The sequence below is a fragment of the Segatella maculosa DSM 19339 = JCM 15638 genome, from assembly GCF_000382385.1.
Lineage (GTDB): Bacteria > Bacteroidota > Bacteroidia > Bacteroidales > Bacteroidaceae > Prevotella > Prevotella maculosa.
The window spans coordinates 151,599-171,045 of the sequence record NZ_KB908321.1; the positions used below are offsets into that span (position 1 = coordinate 151,599).

Below are 19,447 nucleotides of genomic sequence, written 5' to 3' on the forward strand. Positions count from 1 at the left end.
AATGCCCTTAACTTTTTTCATGCAACCGGCGTGGAATTCGAGAAAATTATGTAAGTTTGCACCATACAAACCCTGATATAACATAGGATTATGGACAAGATAAAAAGATTATTCAATTGGTGCATACGCTATCTGCGTAACTTTTGGCCATGGTACAAGTCATTATACCACGGGCGTGCGTGGTACACAAAGACCGCCATCGGACTCCTGTCATTCTTCATCACCTTGATTGTCTATCTGGGAATGGTCGACATGAACTTCCTTTGGCTCTTCGGAAAATCACCGGGCTATTTCTCGGGCATCATGGATCCGCAGACGAGCGAGGCATCCGAGATATACAGCGCCGACGGCAAGTTGATTGGAAAGTATTTCAACGAGAACAGAACCCCCGTCAAGTATGAAGAAGTCAACCCTAAGTTCTTCCGTGCACTGGTGGACACCGAGGACGAACGGTTCTATAAGCATTTCGGCATCGACCCTATCGGATTGTTCGGTGCGATGAAAGATGCCGTGTTCCATCATGACGGCCGCGGTGCCTCGACGATTACCCAGCAGTTGGCCAAGAACATGTTTCGGGTCCGTTCGCAGTATTCCACGGGACTATTGGGCAAGATACCCGGATTGAAAATTCTGATTGTGAAGAGCAAGGAGTGGATTATTGCCACGAAACTCGAAACCGTGTATTCCAAGAAAGAAATCATCACGATGTATGCCAACACGGTGGACTTCGGCAACAACTCTTTCGGTATCAAGACGGCAGCGAAAACTTATTTCAACACGACTCCGCTTGACCTGACGACCGAACAGGCTGCCGTCTTGGTGGGCATGCTGAAAGCTACGTCTTATTACAATCCGAGAACCAATCCGCAAAACGCTTTGGCGCGCCGCAACACGGTGCTTGAGAATTTATATCATCACGGTGACTTAAAACGTGAGGAATGCGACTCACTGAAAAGCATTCCCATCAAGCTCGATTTCAAGGTCGAAGAGAACTACGACGGGCAGGCCAAATATTTCAGAGAGGCCATTGCGTCTTATCTGAAAGACTGGTGCAACGAAAACGGATATGATTTGTATTCCAGCGGTCTGAAGATATACACGACCATCGATACCCGAATGCAGAAGTATGCCGAGGAAGCGGCAAGAAAGCAGATGAAGCAGGTGCAGCAGAACTTCAATAATCATTGGGGTATCTACAGAAACCAATCCGGCAATTGGCTCCGTCAAGAACCATGGCAGGACGAGAACCATCAGGTGATACCCAACTTCATTCAACAGATTGCAGAACGGCAACCTTTCTATAAGGCCTTGCTGGCCCGTTTTCCCAATAATCCCGACTCCGTCAGCTACTATTATAAAGTGTGGAAGCACCCCGTAAAGGTGTTCGACTATGCCAAAGGCTCCGTCGTCAAAGAAATGACCTCCGAGGATTCCATCAAATACATGACGACGTTCATGCACTGCGCCTTTGTTGCCATGGAACCGCAGACGGGAGCCGTGAAGGCATGGGTGGGCGACATCGACTTCAATTCGTGGAAGTATGACAAGGTGACGGCCATGCGCCAACCCGGCTCAACGTTCAAGCTGTTCGTCTATACGGAGGCCATGAACCAAGGACTCACCCCATGCGACAAGCGACGCGACGAATATATCTCGATGCAAGTCTATGACAAGAAGAAACAAAAGGAAGTTACATGGACGCCGGGCAATGCCAACGGCTCTTTCAGTGGCGACTCCATGCCTTTGAAGAGTGCCTTCGCCCGAAGCATCAACTCGGTTGCTGTCAGACTCGGTCAGGAGATGGGCATCAAGCGCATCATCGAGACGGCCAAGAAGATGGGCATCGTGAGCCCGTTGGACGATGCGCCTTCCTTGGCACTGGGTTCCAGCGATGTCACGCTGTTGGAGATGGTGAATGCCTACTGCGTTGTTGCGGATAACGGCAAGCACCACGACCCCGTGCTGGTCACCCGCGTCTTGGATAAAGACGGAAACGAAGTGTATGTAGGCCCAACCAAGTCCGAGCAGGTTATTCCTTATAAGAGTGCATTCCTCATGCAGCAGATGTTGCAAGGCGGCATGCGTGAACCCGGCGGAACGTCACAATCGCTTTGGGGATATGTGGGAGACTTCCGCGACACCGAGTTCGGCGGAAAGACCGGAACGAGCAACAACCACTCCGATGCGTGGTTCATGGGCGTCAGTCCCAAATTGGTGGTAGGAGCATGGGTCGGTGGCGAATACCGAAGCATCCATTTCCGAACCGGGGCGTTAGGACAAGGCTCGCGAACGGCACTACCCATTTGCGGCTACTTCCTGCAGGCGTTGTTCAGAGATCCGGCCTTCAAGCAGTATCACGCCAAGTTCGACAAACCGCACGATGATGACATCACGAGCGACATGTATCTCTGCCCCAGCTATAGTCCGCAAGCCAAGCGTGACACGACGGCCAACGACAGTATCATCGGTGAAGAGGAGGTCATACTCGACGAAGAAGGCAATCCGGTCACCCGTCCGATAGAAGAATCCGAAGGAAGCAACAATAAAACTCCGGAAAATTCGAAGGCCGCAAAGCCTGCCAATGAACCTAAAAAAGAGAAGGACAAGAAACGAAAGCCGGCTGAACAGCAAGTCAACTTAGATGACCTCTGACAATAATCATTTAATCCGCACAACGCATGAATACAATCGAACAAACCACACAACAAATTGAACGCTTTATCCATAAAATCGGGCAAAAGTTTCCGGCGTGCGACGAATGCGACATCGTGACCGACATACACGTATGCGCGAACCAAGACACCGGGGAGCTGTTGGCCTACGACGACAATGAAAACGAGATTACACGGTGCGTGATTGAACAGTGGATCGGCAACACCGACGATAACTTCTACGACCGGATTACGCTGCAACTGAGAAAAATTTTCAAACGCGAGGCCGAAATCGTCGACCATCTGGGCATTCTGAAGCCCTACAGCTTCGTGTTGGAGAGCGACGAACGCATGCCCATTGCCGAGCTCTATCTTGCCGACGACGACACGGTCATCATCGACGGCGACCTGATGCCGGGATTGGACAAAGACTTTGACGACTTCCTTTCAAAGCTCATGCAGGAATAACGCTGCCCGCCGACAATTCATTTTCAGCCCAAATCGTTATAAGCCCCGGGGCGCAAACGCCAAACCGAAAGAAATATTAGTTGCGCCCCGGGGCGAAAGTACCAAACGTAAACGTATATTAACGTCGCCCTAGGGCGAAAGCTCCAAACGTAAACATGTGTTAACGTCGCCCCGGGGCGAAAGTCTCGATGTAAACATATATTAACATCGCCCTAAGGCGAAAGTTTCAAACGTAAATGTGTGTTAACATCGCCCTAGGGCGCAAGTTCCAAACGTAAACGTGTGTTAACGTCGCCCCGGGGCGAAAGCACCAAACTGAAGTGGAAGGTGACTGTGCTCCAAGGCGCAAGCATCAAACCGAAAGAAAAAAGGTTGGTCCAATTGAGAGCAGACCTCCCACGGACCGGTGTGGGTTTATAGTTGTCTATAAACGTTAATGTGTCTAAAAGTAGGGCGGGACGGAAGATGGTGTCCGCCCTTTTTGCGTACTTTTGCATCGTTTACAAACGGAATGGGCATTCCAATCAACTGATGAAAACCAATACACTGAAGTTTCTCGCGGTCTATACGGCATGGGTGATGCTCTTTGCCTTGCAAAAACCTTGTTTCATGCTTTGGCATCATGCGTTGATGCCGACGGCAGGGGTGGGCGACGTGTGGCAGGTGATGCTTCACGGACTGTCGCTCGATCTTTCTGTGGCAGGCTATTTCAGCGTGGTGCCGGGGCTGCTGATACTGGCTGAGACGTGGTGTCGTGGGCGTGTCACGAGGTGGATTGGCCGTGGCTATGACGCGTTGGCCGCGCTGTTGTTTGCCGTGACATTCTGTCTCAACCTCGTGCTTTATGGCTATTGGGGCTTTCCGCTTGATGTTACGCCGCTGTTCTACTTCTTCTCTTCTCCGGCCGATGCCGTGGCGAGTGTGAGCGTGTGGACGGTGGTAGTGGGCTGTGCAATGGCGTTGCTCTTGGCGGCGGGCGTTTTCCTGTTGATACAAAAGGTGGAACACGGGTTTGACGGTCTTTCCCCAAACGGTGGTGGAAGGATAGGACGGTCGGTGTTGCAGCTTGTGCTGACGGGGGCGTTGCTCCTGCCCATCAGAGGTGGTGTGGGCGTGTCGGTGATGAATGTGGGCGAGGCCTATTTCAGTAAGGACATGCGGCTGAATCATGCGGCCGTGAACCCGGTGTTCAGCTTGATGGAGAGCCTGTCGAAGCAGGAGGACTTCGCTTCGCAATATAGGTTTATGGACGAGGGCGAGGCGGAGCGCGTCTGCCGGCCTTTGCTCTACACGCGGAGCGACAGCACGGAACGGTTGCTCACCGTGCAGCGGCCCGATATTTATATCGTGATATTGGAGAGCTTCTCGCGTGAACTGATGAAGACCCGTGCTGTGCCTAACATGAACCGATGGGCCAAAGAAGGCGTTTTCTTTGAGCATTTCTATGCCAACAGCTTCCGTACCGACCGTGGCATTGTGTCTATCCTGAGTGGCTATCCGGCTCAGCCGACAACCAGTCTGATGAAATATACGCGGAAGGTCAATCATCTTCCTTCTATTGCAGGCACGTTGAATCGGCAGGGATATGGATTGAAATATTATTACGGGGGCGACGCGGACTTCACGAATATGCGTGCTTATCTGACAGGAATGGGTTTCACGGACATTGTGTCGGACAAAGACTTCCCGTTGAAGAGTAGGCTGAGTAAGTGGGGCGTTCCCGACCATTTGGTGTTTGAGCGATTGCAGAACGATTTGAAGGGTGAGACAGGCGGTCCGCTGTTGCGTGTTATCCAGACAAGTAGCTCGCATGAACCTTTCGATGTTCCTTTCCGGCGGCTGGGCAACAAGGTGTTGAATGCCTTTGCCTATACCGACGACTGCGTGGGACGCTTCATTGCCTTTCTGAAACGTACGGGACGTTGGAAGCGTTCGCTCGTTATCTTGGTGCCCGACCATCAAGGTTGCTATCCCGAACACTTGAGCGAGTTCTGTCTTGCACATTATCAGATACCGATGATATGGATGGGCGGTGCTGTTAAGTCACCTTTTACGGTGGAGAACTACGGCTCGCAGCATGATTTAGCAGCTACATTACTGGGGCAGATGGGCATCGGGCATGAGAATTTCCGCTTCAGTAAAGACATGCTTGACCGCAAGGCTCCACACTTTGCATTCTTCACGTTCCCCGACCTTTGGGGCTTGGCAACGCAAGAACGGCGAATGATTTATGACAATGTCTCGAAGAAGGTGATGCTCGATGAGGGCAATGGCCGGCATGATTTAGAAAGGCAAGGAAAGGCCTACTTGCAAGAACTCTATAACGACATAGCGCAACGATGATGACAGAACTATCGGAACTCTTTCAGACGCTTAAAACTGTCGATACAACAGTCTTTCTCGCGGTGAACGGTTGTCACAACGACTATTTCGACAGTGTGATGTGGTTGGTGAGCGACAGGTTCGTGTGGCTCCCGATGTATGCTGCGTTGCTCTATGTGTTGCTGAAGAACTATTCTTATAAGGTAGTGCTGTCTGTTCTTTTGGCTATCGGTGTTGTCATTCTGTTCACCGATAGCTTTACTTCGCAGGTTGTCCGACCATGGATAGCGCGGCTTCGTCCCGGTAATCTCGATAATCCCCTAAGTGCTTGCGTGCATGTTGTGGACGATTATCGTGGTGGAGCGTATGGTTGTCCGTCCAATCATGCAAGCAATACGTGGGGCTTGGCTTTCTTCTTTACCTATCTATTCAGACGCTATTGGCTTTCGGTCTTTCTCTTTTCGTGGGCGCTTTTGCAATGCTATAGTCGCATGTACTTGGGCGTTCACTATTTCGGCGATCTGTTGATAGGGGTGCTGTTTGCCTTGTGTGGTTCTTCAGTTGTTTATTATATGTTTAGTCGGATAAGTGGTCCGCAGTATGCACAAGACTTGAAAAACCTTTATATGCCGGTGTGGGTGGGATTGTTCATCTTGGCAGTGATTATGGTTTCCTCTATATTCTATCGCGTATGACCATAGCGCCCGTTGCCGTTTTCCATTCTCCTTTCAGTTCAAAGTTCGGTATCCCAAAGCAGAGTGGTGTTGTGGAGATATTGAAAGGAGAGATTGTGTTCCTTCCAGCCTATCGTAATCCTGATGCGTTGCGTGGATTGGAGGCCTTTGATTATTTGTGGCTCATTTGGGATTTCAATGCCAACAGGCATCATGCGGGTAGTTTGATGGTACGCCCTCCACGTCTCGGAGGGAATAAGAAGGTTGGAGTGTTTGCCAGTCGCAGTCCTTTTCGTCCTAACGGTTTAGGTCTTTCTTCAGTGAAGATTGAAATGATAGAGTGGGCGAGTAATCGTGGTCCGGTCATTCATGTATTGGGTGCGGATTTGATGAATGGAACGCCGATTTACGACATCAAACCTTATGTGACCTATACCGATGCACATGTCAATGCGCGCAGTGGATTTGTAGACACTAACCAATGGCAACGCTTGCAGGTAGTCATGTCCGATGAAGTGCATGCCTTTTTGTTGTCTCGTGGCTTTGATGAGGAACGGATAGCAGCGTTGAAGCAAGTGTTGGAGCAAGACCCTCGTCCCCCGTATCAAGACAATCCCGATAAGATTTACGGCATGCCTTTCATGGGAGCCGATATTCATTTCCGCGTGAAGGGCGATGTGCTGACAGTCTTAGCTTTGTAAATCTATCCGTTTGGGCGTTCGGTTGCTTTTACGATAAGAATACTGAGTTCGTAAAGCAGCCAGATGGGGAGGGAAACAATGAACAAGGTGAAGATGTCGGAGGTAGGCGTAATGACGGCTGCAAGGATAACAATGCCCACGATGGCATGCTTGCGGTATCGTGTCATCCATGAATGCTTGAGCAATCCCGCGAGTGCGAGTAACCAGCTGATAACCGGAATCTCAAAGACAAGGCCGAAGAGGAGTGCCATCATGAGCAGCGTGTCCATATATGACTGTATGGTCAGCATGTTTTGGACTTCGGGGCTCACGGAATAAGTGCCGAGAAAACGCAGCGTCAAAGGGAAGATAAGGAAGTAATTGACGAGATTGCCCATGAAGAACATAGCGTAGGCACTGCCGACGATGCGCCCCGAATACTTGCGTTCTCTGGCATACAGCGCCGGGCTAATGAACTTGTATAGCTGATAGATGATGTAAGGCGAAGCGCAAAGAATACCGACAAACACAGCGACTTTTACGTGGACAAGAAATTGCTCCGTGAGTCCGGTGTTGATGAGGCTGATGCCGAAAGACTCGGTCCGCAGCATCTTGTAGGTGATGAAACCGTGGTCTTTCGGTGCCAAAACAATCTTGAATATCGGCTCTTTGAAGTAAAAGGCCAGCAGTGTGCACGCTCCGCCCACAATGATGACCTTGAGAATGATGCTCCGCAGAATGTCCAAATGTTCCCAAAAGGAGAGCTCTTCGTTCTCAGCCATCACTTGTCATTGGCGTTTGTCGTGTCCTTTTCCGTATCTTTTGTGTTTGGATTCGCTTCATTCTCGATGCCGTTGACTCCGTCCTTGAAACTCTTGACTCCTTTGCCAAGTCCTTTCATCAGCTCTGGAATCTTCTTGCCGCCAAACAAAAGCAGGATAATAAGTGCAATGATAAAAATTTCTTGTGTTCCTAACATGTTCTTTGGGTTAATGGGTTTATTGCATGCAAATATAATGGAATTGGCCGGAATATCAAAGAGAATATGTAAATATTACATGGGTTCGCTGTTAAGAAGATAGGCAGAGCCGTAGGAGTAAACAGCCTTCCGTTGGCCCCTTCGGCGCTTTCTGCCCGGAATGCACGACGCTCTGAGGCCCGCCCTTGCCCTTTCTTTATGAGGAGGAGCCCGAACAGCTTGTCCCAAGGGTATACCGTACCTACTACCAAGGGTATACCGTACCCACTACCATAGGTATACCGTACCTACAACCATAGGTATACCGTACCCATGACCATAGGTGTACCGTACCCGTGTTCAAGGGTGTTTAACACCTATCCCTGTAAGTGTTTAACACTTGTCCTTGTAAGTGTTTAACACTTGTGATTGCGAGTGTTCCGTACTCATTGTTGTGAGTGTTCCGTACTCACTGTTGCGAGTGTTCCGTACTCACTGTTGCGAGTGTTTAACACTCACGACCGCAGGCATTAATTCCCCTCCTCTTGAAGAAGGAGAGGGGTGAGGCTTCCGAGGACTTATATCGGACGCATGTTGGTTTCGTAGCCAAAATCGCACATATAATTCACCAATACGTCAAATATCAAGTATTTTATGTCAGAATAGGCACTCAACTGACATTGAAAATTATTATTTTTGCAACAAGAACCTATTAACTAATACGAATTGACGCTATGGGTCATAACCAGACATTGCAATATCTTATCGATAACGAGCAGGATGCGCGTTGGGGACTGACGGTCAACGGTGTCGGTTTCCAGCATATAGATTCCGACGAGCCTTATCCCCCGAAGAACCATCCGCAAGAATATTCGTTCCTGACGGACCAAGGTAGGCGGCTGAATGAATATCAATTCATCTACATTACTGCGGGAAGAGGCTTCTTTCAATCCGAGCACTGTGCGCAGACAGAAATCAAGGAAGGAGACATGTTTCTGTTGTTTCCACGAGAGTGGCACAGTTATCACCCCGACCCCGGAACGGGCTGGAATGAATATTGGATAGGCTTCAGAGGGCAGAACATAGACAGCCGTATTGCGAACGGCTTTTTCTCTCCGCGGGAACCGGTGTTCCACGTCGGGCTGCACGATGAACTTGTGCAGGTGTTCCGGAACGCCATTGCGATAGCCAAGGAGCAGTATGTCGGCTACCAGCAGATGCTGGCCGGGGCCGCGAACATGGTGATGGGCCATGCTTACGCCTTTAACCGGCACAACGAATTCGAAAACCGTGAGGTGGTCGAGCAGATGAGAAAGGCGAAGGTGATCATGACGGAACGGCTCGCAGAGGGTATCACCCCGATGGAAGTGGCGGAAGAAATCAATATGGGCTATTCGAGGTTCCGTCAGGTGTTCAGGAAATTCACAGGCTATGCACCGCTCCAATATATTCAGGAGGTGAGGCTGACGAAATGCAAACAACTCTTGGCAAACACCAATCTTTCGCTGACGGAAATTGCCTATCAGGTGGGTTATGAGTCGGTAGACTATTTCGCAACCACTTTCCGCAAGAAGAACGGGGTCACACCGACGGCCTATCGGAAATCTGTAAGACGATAATCACTAAACCATATAACTAATGAAACAACTAAAATCTCAACAAGCAGACAGCGTCTTCTTCGCCGTAGACTTAGGCGCCACGAGTGGCAGGACTATCATCGGTACGATTTCAGGCAAGGGTGCAGACGGCTGTGCAGCTGACAAGCCGACCATCACGTTGGAAGAACTGACCCGCTTCGACAATGCACTGATACAAATCCGCGGGCACGTCTGCTGGGATTTGGCCGCCCTCTACAACGAAATCATCGCCGGACTCCGTCTTGCTGCCCAAAGAAACTACCCTATAGAAAGCATAGGCATTGACACTTGGGGCTGCGACTTTGTGTGCATCGGAGCCGACGGTCTGCCGTTGGGTAATCCGTTTGCCTACCGCGACCCGCACACCGTAGGGAAAATGGATGAATATTTCGCTGAAGCGATGCCGAAAGCGCAGGTGTATGAGAAGACGGGTATACAGCTGATGAACTTTAACTCGCTTTTCCAACTCTATGCGATGCGCAAGGCTGGGAGTCCGGCACTGCAAAATGCCGACAGAATCCTGTTCATGCCCGACGCGTTGAGCTATCTCCTGACAGGGGAGGTGGTTTGTGAGTATACCATATCCTCTACGTCGCAGATGCTGAATGTGCATACGGGAAAAATCGACGAGGCATTGCTTCGGAGTGTGGGACTACGACGGACACATTTCGGTAGGGCGGTCGGACCCGGTACCGTTGTCGGGACACTAACCGAAGAGGTCCGCAAACTGACAGGACTCGGTCCGCTTCCCGTCGTTGCCGTGGCGGGGCATGACACGGCAAGTGCCGTTGCAGCCGTCCCTGCCGCAGGTCCGCACTTTGCTTATCTCAGTTCGGGCACATGGAGCCTGATGGGAATCGAAACGCCGCAGGCTATCGTCAATGAGCAGTCTTTCAGTCGTAACTTCACCAATGAGGGAGGAGTTGCGGACACCGTCCGCTTCCTGAAGAACATCTGCGGCATGTGGCTGTATGAGTGCTGTCGCCGCGAATGGAAGAAAGAGTCCGGCGACGTGAGCCATGCAACGCTGATCGAAGAAGCCATGAAGGCCGAGGGCTTCAGGAGCCTCATCAATCCCGATGACCCCATGTTTGCCAATCCCGACTCCATGACGGCGGCCATTCAGACTTATTGCCGCAGGCACGACGAGCCTGTTCCCGAGAGTCGGGGGCAGTTCTGTCGCTGCATATACGACTCGCTCGCACTGCGCTATCGGCAGGTGTTCGGCTGGCTGAAGGAATTTGCTCCGTTCCCGATAGATGTACTCCACGTGATAGGTGGCGGTTCGCAAAACAGTTTTCTCAATCAGTTCACGGCCGATTCATGCAACATCACTGTTCTTGCCGGTCCTCAAGAGTGCACGGCCATCGGCAATGTCATGTTGCAGGCAAAGGCCGCCGGATATTTCAAGGATGTGTGGGAAATGCGGCAAGTCATCGCAAACAGCATTGCACCGGCAAGATTTATCCCTCGGGATACGGCACCGTGGAAGGCTGCCTATGAGAAATACCTGTATGTAACAGGTGGGAGTGAAGAGTAAACAATCATAAGCCCCAATCAGCCATTAACCTTGTGACATGTGAGCAAATGCCACGGTAAACGACGGGAGACTTGTCACACTATGGTAAAACCTCCCAATGACCAACTTAGGACAAATTAAATATAGAAACCAACTAAAAACTTAAAGTTATGAAAACAGAAAGTATTGAAAAGGCTTATGCCTATGCAAAAGAACGTTATGCAGCTGTGGGTGTGGATACCGACAAAGCTGTTGAACTGCTGAAGAAGACCCCGATTTCCCTACATTGCTGGCAGGCCGACGACGTGATCGGCTTCGAGCGCAACGAAGCGCTCTCCGGAGGAATCCAGACAACGGGGAACTATCCGGGGCGTGCCCGAAACATAGAGGAAGTACGCCGGGACATCCTTTTCGTAAAGAGTCTGTTGGGAGGGAAGCACCGGTTGAATCTTCATGAAATATATGGTGATTTCGGCGGGAAGTTCGTAGACCGTGACCAAGTGGAAGTTGGCCAATTCCAAAGTTGGATAGACTGGGCAAGAGAGAACGACATGAAACTCGACTTCAACTCTACCAGCTTCTCACATCCGAAGAGCGGCAGCCTGTCATTGGCTAATCCTGACAAGGGTATCCGCGAATTCTGGATTGAGCATACCAAGCGTTGCCGCAGGATTGCCGATGCTATGGGCAGGGCACAGGGCGACCCTTGTATCATGAACATTTGGGTGCACGACGGCTGCAAGGACCTGACCGTCGAGCGTATGCGCTATCGCCGGCTCATGGCAGAGAGCTTGGACGAGATATTGGCCGAGAAGCTCGACGGCGTGAAGAACTGTCTGGAGGCAAAACTCTTCGGTATCGGGCTGGAAAGCTACACCGTCGGTTCGCACGACTTCGTAGCCGGCTACTGCGCTACGCGCAACTTGATGTACACCCTCGACACTGGACATTACGAGCAGACCGAGAACGTCAGCGACATGGTAGCGTCGCTCCTGCTCTTCGTGCCCGAGCTGATGCTCCATGTGAGCCGCCCCGTGCGCTGGGATTCCGATCACGTTACTATCATGAACGACCAGACGCTCGACCTCTTCAAGGAACTTGTGCGGGCCGACGCGCTTGACCGTGCGCATATCGGGCTGGACTACTTCGATGCCTCCATCAACCGCATCGGCGCATATATCGTCGGGACGCGCGCCACGCAGAAATGTCTGTTGCAGGCTTTCTTGGAACCTATCGACCGGCTCCGTGCCTACGAGGATTCCGACAAGGGGTTCGAACGCCTGGCCCTGTTGGAAGAAGCCAAGAGTCTGCCGTTCGGCGCCGTCTATGACTATTTCAACCTGACAAGCGGTGTACCTGTCGGCGAGGATTTTATTCCCGTAGTCGAGCAATATGAAAAGGATGTACTGTCTAAACGCGGATAAAAAATGAATATCATCATCGGACTTCTCATCATCGCCATCGGCGCTTTCTGTCAATCGAGCTGCTACGTCCCTATTAACCGCATCAAAGCGTGGAGCTGGGAGAGCTACTGGCTCGTGCAGGGCGTGTTCGCATGGCTGTTGCTCCCGCTACTTGGTGCATTGCTTGCCGTGCCTTCGGGACACTCGCTGACGGATCTCTTTACCGCCGATCACATGTTCGACATCAACATGACCATTCTTTTCGGCGTTCTTTGGGGCGTGGGAGGGCTAACCTTCGGACTTTCCATGCGTTATCTCGGAGTTGCGCTCGGACAGAGCATCTCTTTGGGCACTTGCGCGGGATTGGGAACGGTACTCGGTCCTATTATGCTGAACGTCATCTATCCCGAGGGGCACCACTTGGAAAAACTGACGGTCTCGGTGCTCATCGGAGTAGGAGTGACGCTCGTGGGCATTGCCGTCATCGGCGTTGCGGGCTCGATGAAGGCGGCTCAGCTTAGCGACGAAGCGAAGCGCGCAGCCGTCAAGGATTTCAATTTCCCGAAAGGAATCGCCATCGCACTCTTGGCTGGCTGCATGAGCGCGTGCTTCAATGTGGGGCTGGAGTTTGGGAGCGGCTTGCATTTTGCCGCGACGTCCGGCCTGTTCAAGACGCTGCCCGCCACCCTGCTCGTTACGGTCGGCGGCTTTGCTACTAACGCCGTCTACTGTCTCTGGCAGAACCAAAAGAACCACACTTGGAGTGATTACGGCAAGCGAAGCGTGTGGGCTAACAACATTCTCTTCTGCCTTTTGGCGGGAGCGTTGTGGTACAGCCAGTTCTTCGGATTGGCTCTGGGCAAAGGCTTCCTTACCGACTCGCCCGTGCTGATTACGTTCTCGTTCTGCATACTGATGGCACTTGACGTAGTTTTTTCCAACGTTTGGGGCATACTACTGAAAGAGTGGAAAGGCTGCGGACGACGAACGATAGCCGTGCTCGTCGTGGGCATCGCGATTCTGGTTGTTTCTTCGTTCTTGCCTCAATTGTTATGATCGTACTGAATTAAAACAAGCAAATGATTATGAAAAGTATTTTAGACGGCCGTCCCCGATTGGAAAACGAGGTCGGCAAGATTTCGGAAGTGGCCGGATATCTCTGGCAGAAAGGGTGGGCCGAGCGCAACGGCGGGAACATCACCGTTAACATCACGGCGTTCATCGACGACGAAATCAAGGCGCTCCCAGCCATCAGCGACATAAAAGAGATAGGAGCGACGCTGCCAGCCTTGAAGGGCCAATATTTCTTCTGCAAGGGAACGGGACGACGCATGCGCGACCTTGCTCGCTGGCCGATGGAGAACGGAAGCGTCATTCGTGTGCTCGACGACTGCAGCAGTTATGTCATCATCGCCGACAATCCCGTGCTTCCGACTTCTGAATTGCCGAGCCACCTGATGGTTCACGCTCGAGGGCTCGAGCGAAAGATGGAAATCAGGGCTACGCTGCACACACACCCGATTGAACTTGTGGCCATGAGCCATGGCAAGAAATTTTTGGAGAAAGATGTGCTCACACGTCTGTTGTGGAGCATGATTCCCGAGACGAAAGCCTTCTGTCCGCTGGGGCTGGGCGTCGTTCCTTATGCCATTCCGGGCTCGAACGCCTTGGCCGAAGGAACGCTGAAAGAACTTGAGGACTACGACGTGGTGCTATGGGAAAAGCACGGTGTCTTTGCCAAAAGCACGGATATCATGGATGCGTTCGACCAGGTTGATGTGCTGTCGAAGAGTGCCGCCATTTATTTGGACTGTAAAGCCATGGGCTTCGAGCCGGACGGAATGAGCGACGCGCAGATGAAGGAACTCTCGCAGGTTTTCCATTTGCCGAAGTAATGATTGTCACCTAACGAATGGGATACCCACCCCAACCCTCCCGAAGGAGGGGAGAATAGCTGAGAGCCTCTCCCAGCCCCTCCGAAGGAGGGGAGAACGAGCTTGCAGGCTAATCTGCTCCGGTTTTTTCTCCCCTGTTTTTGGTGGGCGGCGGGAGGCTCTCATTTTTCTTCAGAAAATAGCTGATTCTGATAAAAAACACACGTTTCTGAACAAAATACGGCGATTTCTGATGAAAATTTGTGAATTATTTGTAGAAAACGGTGCGTTTTGTAAATAAATCGCACTTTATTTGCAGAACTACGCTAATTTTGTAAATAAAACGCAATTTATTTGCAAAATACAGCTATTTCTGCTAATCCGTCGGACTTTTTTTGTAGAATACAGCGATTTTCATCAAAAATTCGCGAGAAATTTGCAGAACGCGGCTAATTTCGTCAATAATTCGCGAATTATTTGCAGAACACAGCGAATTTCGTCAATAATTCGCGAAAAATTTGCAGAACGCAGCAAATTTCGTCAAAAATTCGCGAATTATTTGCAGAACGCAGCGAATTTTGTCAATAATTCGCGAAAAATTTGCAGAACGCAGCGAATTTCATCAAAAATTCGCGAAAAATTTGCAGAACGCAGCGAATTTCGTCAAAAATTCGCGAATTATTTGCAGAACGCAGCGAATTTCGTCAAAAATTCGCGAATTATTTGCAGAAAACAGCTAATTTCGCTAAAAATTCGCGAATTATTTGCAGAACGCAGCGAATTTCGCTAAAAATTCGCGAATTATTGACAGAAAACAGCGATTTTTGATGAAAAACATGCGTTTCTGCTCCCCTCCTTTGGAGGGGCTGGGGGAGGCTTTCGTTTTTTGCTCCCCTCCTTCGGAGGGGCCGGGGGAGGCTCCGATTTTTTTTGCAGAAAACAGCGATTTCCGCCAAAAAATCAGAGTTGATGTTCGGAATTTGCTGATTTTGCTCGATAATCTTTGGGCGAAAGTCCGAAATGCTTCTTAAAGGCCTTGGAAAAGTAGGAATATGAGCTGAAACCGGTGAGGTCGGACACTTCGCCGAGCGGCGAAGAGGAGGCGAGCATCTCGGCTGCGCGTTTGAGGCGGTAGGTTCGCAGAAAATCGTTGGGCGCGATGTTGGTAAGTGCCTTGATTCGGCGGTAGAACACGGAGCGTGAGTAGCCGAGTCGCGCGGCGATGTCGTCGATGTCGAGTTCCGGATTGCTTAGCTCAGCTTCCAATAGCGTGTTGAGTTTGTTTAGGAAAATATAGTCGGCCGAAAGGAAGGGCTGGTCGTCGGCTGCCTGTCGGCTTGCTCCGGGCGTCGAAAAATAGCGTCGTATGCGTTCCTTGTGCTGCAGAAGGTTCCTGACGGTGAGCAGCAGCTCTTCGGTGTCGAACGGTTTGCAGATATAGGCGTCGGCCCCACGGTCGAGCCCCTCGATGCGGTCGGCCGTCACGGTTTTTGCCGTGAGCATCACGACGGGAATCTGGCAATAGTCGATGTTGTCTTTAATCGCTGCGCAAAGTTCGTGGCCCGACATGGCGGGCATGATGACGTCGGTGATGACGAGGTCGGGCGTGTGCTGGCTGACGATTTTCCATGCTTTTTGGCCGTCCGACGCTTTTAGGACCGTATATTCTTGCGACAATAGGTCGGCGAGGAAGTCGAGCAGTTCGAGATTGTCTTCGGCCACGAGCAGCGTGTAGGTGTGCGCTTTTTGCGTTGTGTTTTTTGGCGCATCGTCGGTCGTTTCCTTTCGTCGCGCCGATGTGACGAAGAGATTTTCGGTGTGTTCTTGTTTCTCGGTGTCGGTGTAGATGTCGTCGAGCGGTAGGGCGAACGTGAAGCGCATGCCGCCGCCGGCCACACGCTCGGCGCTGATGTTCCCTTTGTGCGTTTTTACCAACGCTTTCGTGTAGTGCAGTCCGATTCCATTTCCGCTGTAGTCGGGCTTATATCCCGACGCTGTTTCTATCTGTTGATAGCGCACGAAGAGGTTTTGCAGCTTGTCTTCTGGAATTCCTTCGCCGTGGTCGGTTACGTCGATTTCGAGATACTGACCGACGTTCTCCCTTTGGCTGTGTGCGTGTTGCGCGTCGATAATCCGCGTAGACAGCGTGATGCTTTTGCCGCTCGGTGTATGTTTTACGGCATTCGAGAGCAGGTTGTAGAGGATTTTTTCGATTTTATCCGTATCGGCCAATATCCATGCTTCCTTCGCGTGGGGGCGAAAGGCGATTTCGATGCCCTTGCGCTCTGCAATGTAGATGAAATTGTCGAAAATGGCCTGCAGTATGGCGATAATTTCCACGCGCTGCACGCGCAGACGCAGTGTTCCGTTCTCCAACTTACTGAAATCCATGATTTGATTGGCCAGTTGCCACAGCCGCTTGGTATTCCTTGCGATGGTGTTGAGGAGGCGCATGTTTTTCTCGTCGTTTTGGCAGGCCATGACCTTTTCCAGCGGCGCGGAGATGAGCGTTAGTGGCGTGCGGAGCTCGTGCGAAATGTTGGTGAAGAAATTCATCTTCATTTGGGCCATTTCCTGTTCTCGCTTGCGTTCGTTGTGCTCCAGCGCTGCGAGTTGCTCGTTCAGTCGCAGCCGAATGGCGAAACGAATGATGAAGATGGCAATCGCGATGGTGCAAAGTGCGTACGCAAGCCACGCCTGCCAAGTGAGCCAAGGCGCTGGGCGGACAATGATGTCGAGGCTTGCCGGGCGGCTACTTTCTACGCCGTCACCGTTGATGGCGTACACGCGGAAGGTGTATCGGCCCGCAGGAAGGTTGGAGTAGGTAGCCCGTCGGAAATTCCCGACGTAATTCCATTGTTTCTCGAAGCCCTCGAGCTTATATTTGTAGGTGAGCTTCTCGGGCGAGAGGAAATCGATGCCGGCATAGTCAATGGATATCGTGGTCTGTCGGTGGTCGAGCGTGATTTGCTTGGTGAGGAGTATGTCCTTCTGCAGTGGCGAATTTTTTCCGGGCCTGACGCGTTTGTTGAAAATCTTCAGGTCTTCGATGTTGACAGCTGGCGCGTGGCGGTCGGGTTTGATGTCGGAAGGGTTAAAAAAGGTGATGCCGTGGTTTCCGGCGAAGAATATTCTCCCGTCGTGTCCTCTGCAGCCGGCCTTTTCGTGATATTGGTCGCCCGGAGGTCCGTCTGTCTTGAAAAAGTTCTTGATTTTTGGGCGGCGATGGTCGAATGCGATCTTCGCTATGCCGTGAGAAGTGCTCAGCCAGATGTTCCCGTCTGCGTCTTCCTCGAAACAGAGTGTGTTGTTGTTGGGGAGTCCTGTTGCGGCGGAAAAATGCAGAAACGACCTGCCTTTGCAGCAGAGTGCGCCGCTTCCGTACGTCCCGAGCCATATTCTGTGCTGCATGTCCTCAAAAATGGTCACACAGTTTTTGGCCGTGGGAAGAAATCGCTGCGGAAAGTCAACGGGGAAGGGCGTTGTCGTGTTCGCCTTTATCCGAAATACGCCCTTTCCGAATGCCGAGAAGAAAATGTCGCCGTCGTGCAGCACTCTGATGTCGGGGATATTCGCAGTATAGATTTTCTGTGGAATTTCCGCGTCGCCGTTGTTCGCCAGCCTGTAAAGTCCGCCCCATGAGCCAATCCAGATGTTCCCCTGCCGGTCTTCTTTCACCACTCTTACGTTCTCAATGTCGAAGTGCCTGTCGGGGCAGACAGTTCCGTCTTTGGTGATATTTCCTCGCAGCAATTTGTGCTCGAAGGCCGTCCATAGTCGGTTTTTTGAGTCGATATAAATATCCTCGAGAAATCCCTTCTCTTGGAGTTGAATTTTTTTGAGCCTTTCTTGTCGGTCATAGAGAAACAGTCCTTTATATCGGGCCGCTATCCACAGGCGCTTGTCCCGGTCTTCCAGAATGCGGGTAACGAACATTCCCTTGAAATAATTGCTGAGCGCTTGGTTCGTGTTGAAGTAGTTCCCGTTCCTACTTACGACGAAACCCTTATCGTAAGAGCCTATCCACACATTTCCCCGCCTGTCGCTGTAGCATGTATGCAATTGCGAAGAAAGTTGCGGGTTGAAACGTAGCGGAGAGTTGTTTTGTAACGTGTGAGATAAAATGTCATAGTAAAAAAATCCGTCGGTGGTCGTCCCGATCAGAAGTTTCAAAGGCTCGACTTCTTTTATGAAAGTAATTTGCAGTTTATTCAATTGCTCATTTCCTGCATGCGGAATAACCGGTGTTTCAAATGTCCGAGTATTAGGATTGAATAAAATAATTCCGTGATCAGTGCCCAGCCACCATTTATCTTGCGGGTCAACGTAAACACATGTGACCTTTCGACCTTCGGGCAAGACGAAATACTTCCAATCCTTGTCGCTCTTTCTGACGGCCAGCCCCTTTTCTCCGTTTAATCCCATCCAAAGGCGTTGGGATTTGTCTTTCCAAAATAGATTGACCGTTTCTGGTTTATTGGGGAACACGATATTATGCCTGGCTTGGTCTATATATCCCGCCCCTAAAGGTGTTGCCAGCCATATCTTTCCTTTCGGTGCTTCGAACATGGAATAAACGGGAACGGTGTATTTACCGGAGTATCTTTCAAAATATTGCTTTTCATAGTTGTATTTGTTGAGTCCGGAGGAAGTTCCTACCCATAGCTGATGTGAGGAATCGATGAACAGGGAGAAGACGAAATCATTCAATAATGACTTGGTATCTGTGGCTTGGTGCGAGAAGTGTAGAAAATCGTACCCGTTATATCGGTCCAAACCTCCCAATGTCGCAATCCACATATATCCTAAGGAATCTTCTGCGAAATCGTTGATATCAAGAAACGATATATCCTGCGAGGTAGTCGGTTCGTAACCAGCAGGGTCCGCATTCGGTTTGTTTTCTTGTGTGGTACATGCCCATAAAACAAAACACACAACAGATATGACAGTCGCATAATAATGTATCTTCATATATTCTCACGTGTATTTAGTGGAAATTATGCTGTTAAATTAAGCATAATTCTTGACTTACCGGTATCTGTTTGACTAAAAAACGCCAAAACGGTAAAATAAGATTAGCTATGACAAAAAATCGAATAGATTTTACAAAAGATAAATGCCGTCGGTTTGTATCTTTGCAATGATTTAATGCCAAATCGGTCTTTAGTTCTGCTCTATGTGGGCAAATGTCACGGTAAACGACGGGGGCCTTGCTGAACCTCAGCAAATGTCACGGCAAACGACGGGGGCCTTGCTGAACC

13 protein-coding genes are annotated in these 19,447 nt (G+C 50.6%); 10 read left to right on the forward strand and 3 right to left on the reverse strand.

What is annotated here, in order from left to right; genetic code table 11:
- The first annotated feature begins 90 nt into the window (after positions 1–90).
- From H164_RS0104295 to tsaA, 5 genes are all read left to right on the forward strand, one after another.
- A complete protein-coding gene (locus H164_RS0104295) occupies positions 91–2,652 on the forward strand; it encodes a transglycosylase domain-containing protein (RefSeq protein ID WP_019967480.1) in 2,562 nt (853 codons plus the stop codon).
- Between the two features lie 26 nt (positions 2,653–2,678).
- Positions 2,679–3,119: a hypothetical protein gene (locus tag H164_RS0104300; RefSeq protein ID WP_019967481.1), complete on the forward strand. Its 441-nt coding sequence runs from the start codon at positions 2,679–2,681 to the stop codon at positions 3,117–3,119.
- A gap of 531 nt (positions 3,120–3,650) precedes the next feature.
- Positions 3,651–5,462, forward strand: coding sequence for an LTA synthase family protein (locus H164_RS0104305; protein ID WP_019967482.1), 1,812 nt, complete (start codon positions 3,651–3,653; stop codon positions 5,460–5,462).
- Positions 5,459–6,136: a phosphatase PAP2 family protein gene (locus H164_RS0104310; protein ID WP_019967483.1), complete on the forward strand. Its 678-nt coding sequence runs from the start codon at positions 5,459–5,461 to the stop codon at positions 6,134–6,136. The genes H164_RS0104305 and H164_RS0104310 overlap by 4 nt, the downstream gene beginning before the upstream one ends.
- Positions 6,133–6,816, forward strand: a complete 684-nt coding sequence (tsaA, locus tag H164_RS0104315; protein ID WP_019967484.1) for a tRNA (N6-threonylcarbamoyladenosine(37)-N6)-methyltransferase TrmO — start codon at positions 6,133–6,135, stop codon at positions 6,814–6,816. The genes H164_RS0104310 and tsaA overlap by 4 nt, the downstream gene beginning before the upstream one ends.
- Positions 6,817–6,818: 2 nt before the next feature.
- Here tsaA and tatC read toward each other — a convergent pair whose 3' ends face one another.
- Positions 6,819–7,577 carry a twin-arginine translocase subunit TatC gene (tatC, locus tag H164_RS0104320; RefSeq protein ID WP_019967485.1) on the reverse strand — a complete coding sequence of 253 codons (759 nt, stop codon included), beginning with the start codon at positions 7,575–7,577 and terminating at the stop codon, positions 6,819–6,821.
- Positions 7,577–7,774: a Sec-independent protein translocase subunit TatA/TatB gene (locus tag H164_RS0104325; protein WP_008566543.1), complete on the reverse strand. Its 198-nt coding sequence runs from the start codon at positions 7,772–7,774 to the stop codon at positions 7,577–7,579. The genes tatC and H164_RS0104325 overlap by 1 nt, the downstream gene beginning before the upstream one ends.
- 713 nt (positions 7,775–8,487) lie before the next feature.
- On the opposite strand from H164_RS0104325, the gene H164_RS0104330 reads away from it, so the two are divergent.
- From H164_RS0104330 to rhaD, 5 genes are all read left to right on the forward strand, one after another.
- Positions 8,488–9,372, forward strand: a complete 885-nt coding sequence (locus tag H164_RS0104330) for a helix-turn-helix domain-containing protein (RefSeq protein ID WP_008566545.1) — start codon at positions 8,488–8,490, stop codon at positions 9,370–9,372.
- A gap of 19 nt (positions 9,373–9,391) precedes the next feature.
- A complete protein-coding gene (locus H164_RS0104335) occupies positions 9,392–10,930 on the forward strand; it encodes a rhamnulokinase (protein WP_019967486.1) in 1,539 nt (512 codons plus the stop codon).
- A gap of 149 nt (positions 10,931–11,079) precedes the next feature.
- On the forward strand, positions 11,080–12,333 hold the full coding sequence (locus H164_RS0104340) for an L-rhamnose isomerase (protein WP_019967487.1): 1,254 nt from the start codon (positions 11,080–11,082) through the stop codon (positions 12,331–12,333).
- 3 nt (positions 12,334–12,336) lie between these two features.
- Positions 12,337–13,368 (forward strand): L-rhamnose/proton symporter RhaT, encoded by a 1,032-nt coding sequence (locus H164_RS0104345; protein ID WP_019967488.1) that lies wholly within the window; start codon positions 12,337–12,339, stop codon positions 13,366–13,368.
- 29 nt (positions 13,369–13,397) lie between these two features.
- Complete coding sequence (rhaD, locus tag H164_RS0104350; protein ID WP_026356234.1) at positions 13,398–14,207, forward strand: rhamnulose-1-phosphate aldolase; 810 nt, start codon at positions 13,398–13,400, stop codon at positions 14,205–14,207.
- A gap of 939 nt (positions 14,208–15,146) precedes the next feature.
- On the opposite strand, the gene H164_RS0104360 is transcribed toward rhaD, so the two are convergent.
- Positions 15,147–19,157 carry a hybrid sensor histidine kinase/response regulator transcription factor gene (locus H164_RS0104360; RefSeq protein WP_019967491.1) on the reverse strand — a complete coding sequence of 1,337 codons (4,011 nt, stop codon included), beginning with the start codon at positions 19,155–19,157 and terminating at the stop codon, positions 15,147–15,149.
- Between the last annotated feature and the right edge of the window lie 290 nt (positions 19,158–19,447).

What these genes read in the sequence shown, in the direction of transcription:
- H164_RS0104295 (WP_019967480.1), top strand. Translation starts at nt 91, where the DNA reads ATGGACAAGATAAAAAGATTATTCAATTGGTGCATACGCTATCTGCGT.
- H164_RS0104300 (WP_019967481.1), top strand. Translation starts at nt 2,679, where the DNA reads ATGAATACAATCGAACAAACCACACAACAAATTGAACGCTTTATCCAT.
- H164_RS0104305 (WP_019967482.1), top strand. Translation starts at nt 3,651, where the DNA reads ATGAAAACCAATACACTGAAGTTTCTCGCGGTCTATACGGCATGGGTG.
- H164_RS0104310 (WP_019967483.1), top strand. Translation starts at nt 5,459, where the DNA reads ATGATGACAGAACTATCGGAACTCTTTCAGACGCTTAAAACTGTCGAT.
- tsaA (WP_019967484.1), top strand. Translation starts at nt 6,133, where the DNA reads ATGACCATAGCGCCCGTTGCCGTTTTCCATTCTCCTTTCAGTTCAAAG.
- tatC (WP_019967485.1), bottom strand. Translation starts at nt 7,577, where the DNA reads ATGGCTGAGAACGAAGAGCTCTCCTTTTGGGAACATTTGGACATTCTG.
- H164_RS0104325 (WP_008566543.1), bottom strand. Translation starts at nt 7,774, where the DNA reads ATGTTAGGAACACAAGAAATTTTTATCATTGCACTTATTATCCTGCTT.
- H164_RS0104330 (WP_008566545.1), top strand. Translation starts at nt 8,488, where the DNA reads ATGGGTCATAACCAGACATTGCAATATCTTATCGATAACGAGCAGGAT.
- H164_RS0104335 (WP_019967486.1), top strand. Translation starts at nt 9,392, where the DNA reads ATGAAACAACTAAAATCTCAACAAGCAGACAGCGTCTTCTTCGCCGTA.
- H164_RS0104340 (WP_019967487.1), top strand. Translation starts at nt 11,080, where the DNA reads ATGAAAACAGAAAGTATTGAAAAGGCTTATGCCTATGCAAAAGAACGT.
- H164_RS0104345 (WP_019967488.1), top strand. Translation starts at nt 12,337, where the DNA reads ATGAATATCATCATCGGACTTCTCATCATCGCCATCGGCGCTTTCTGT.
- rhaD (WP_026356234.1), top strand. Translation starts at nt 13,398, where the DNA reads ATGAAAAGTATTTTAGACGGCCGTCCCCGATTGGAAAACGAGGTCGGC.
- H164_RS0104360 (WP_019967491.1), bottom strand. Translation starts at nt 19,157, where the DNA reads ATGAAGATACATTATTATGCGACTGTCATATCTGTTGTGTGTTTTGTT.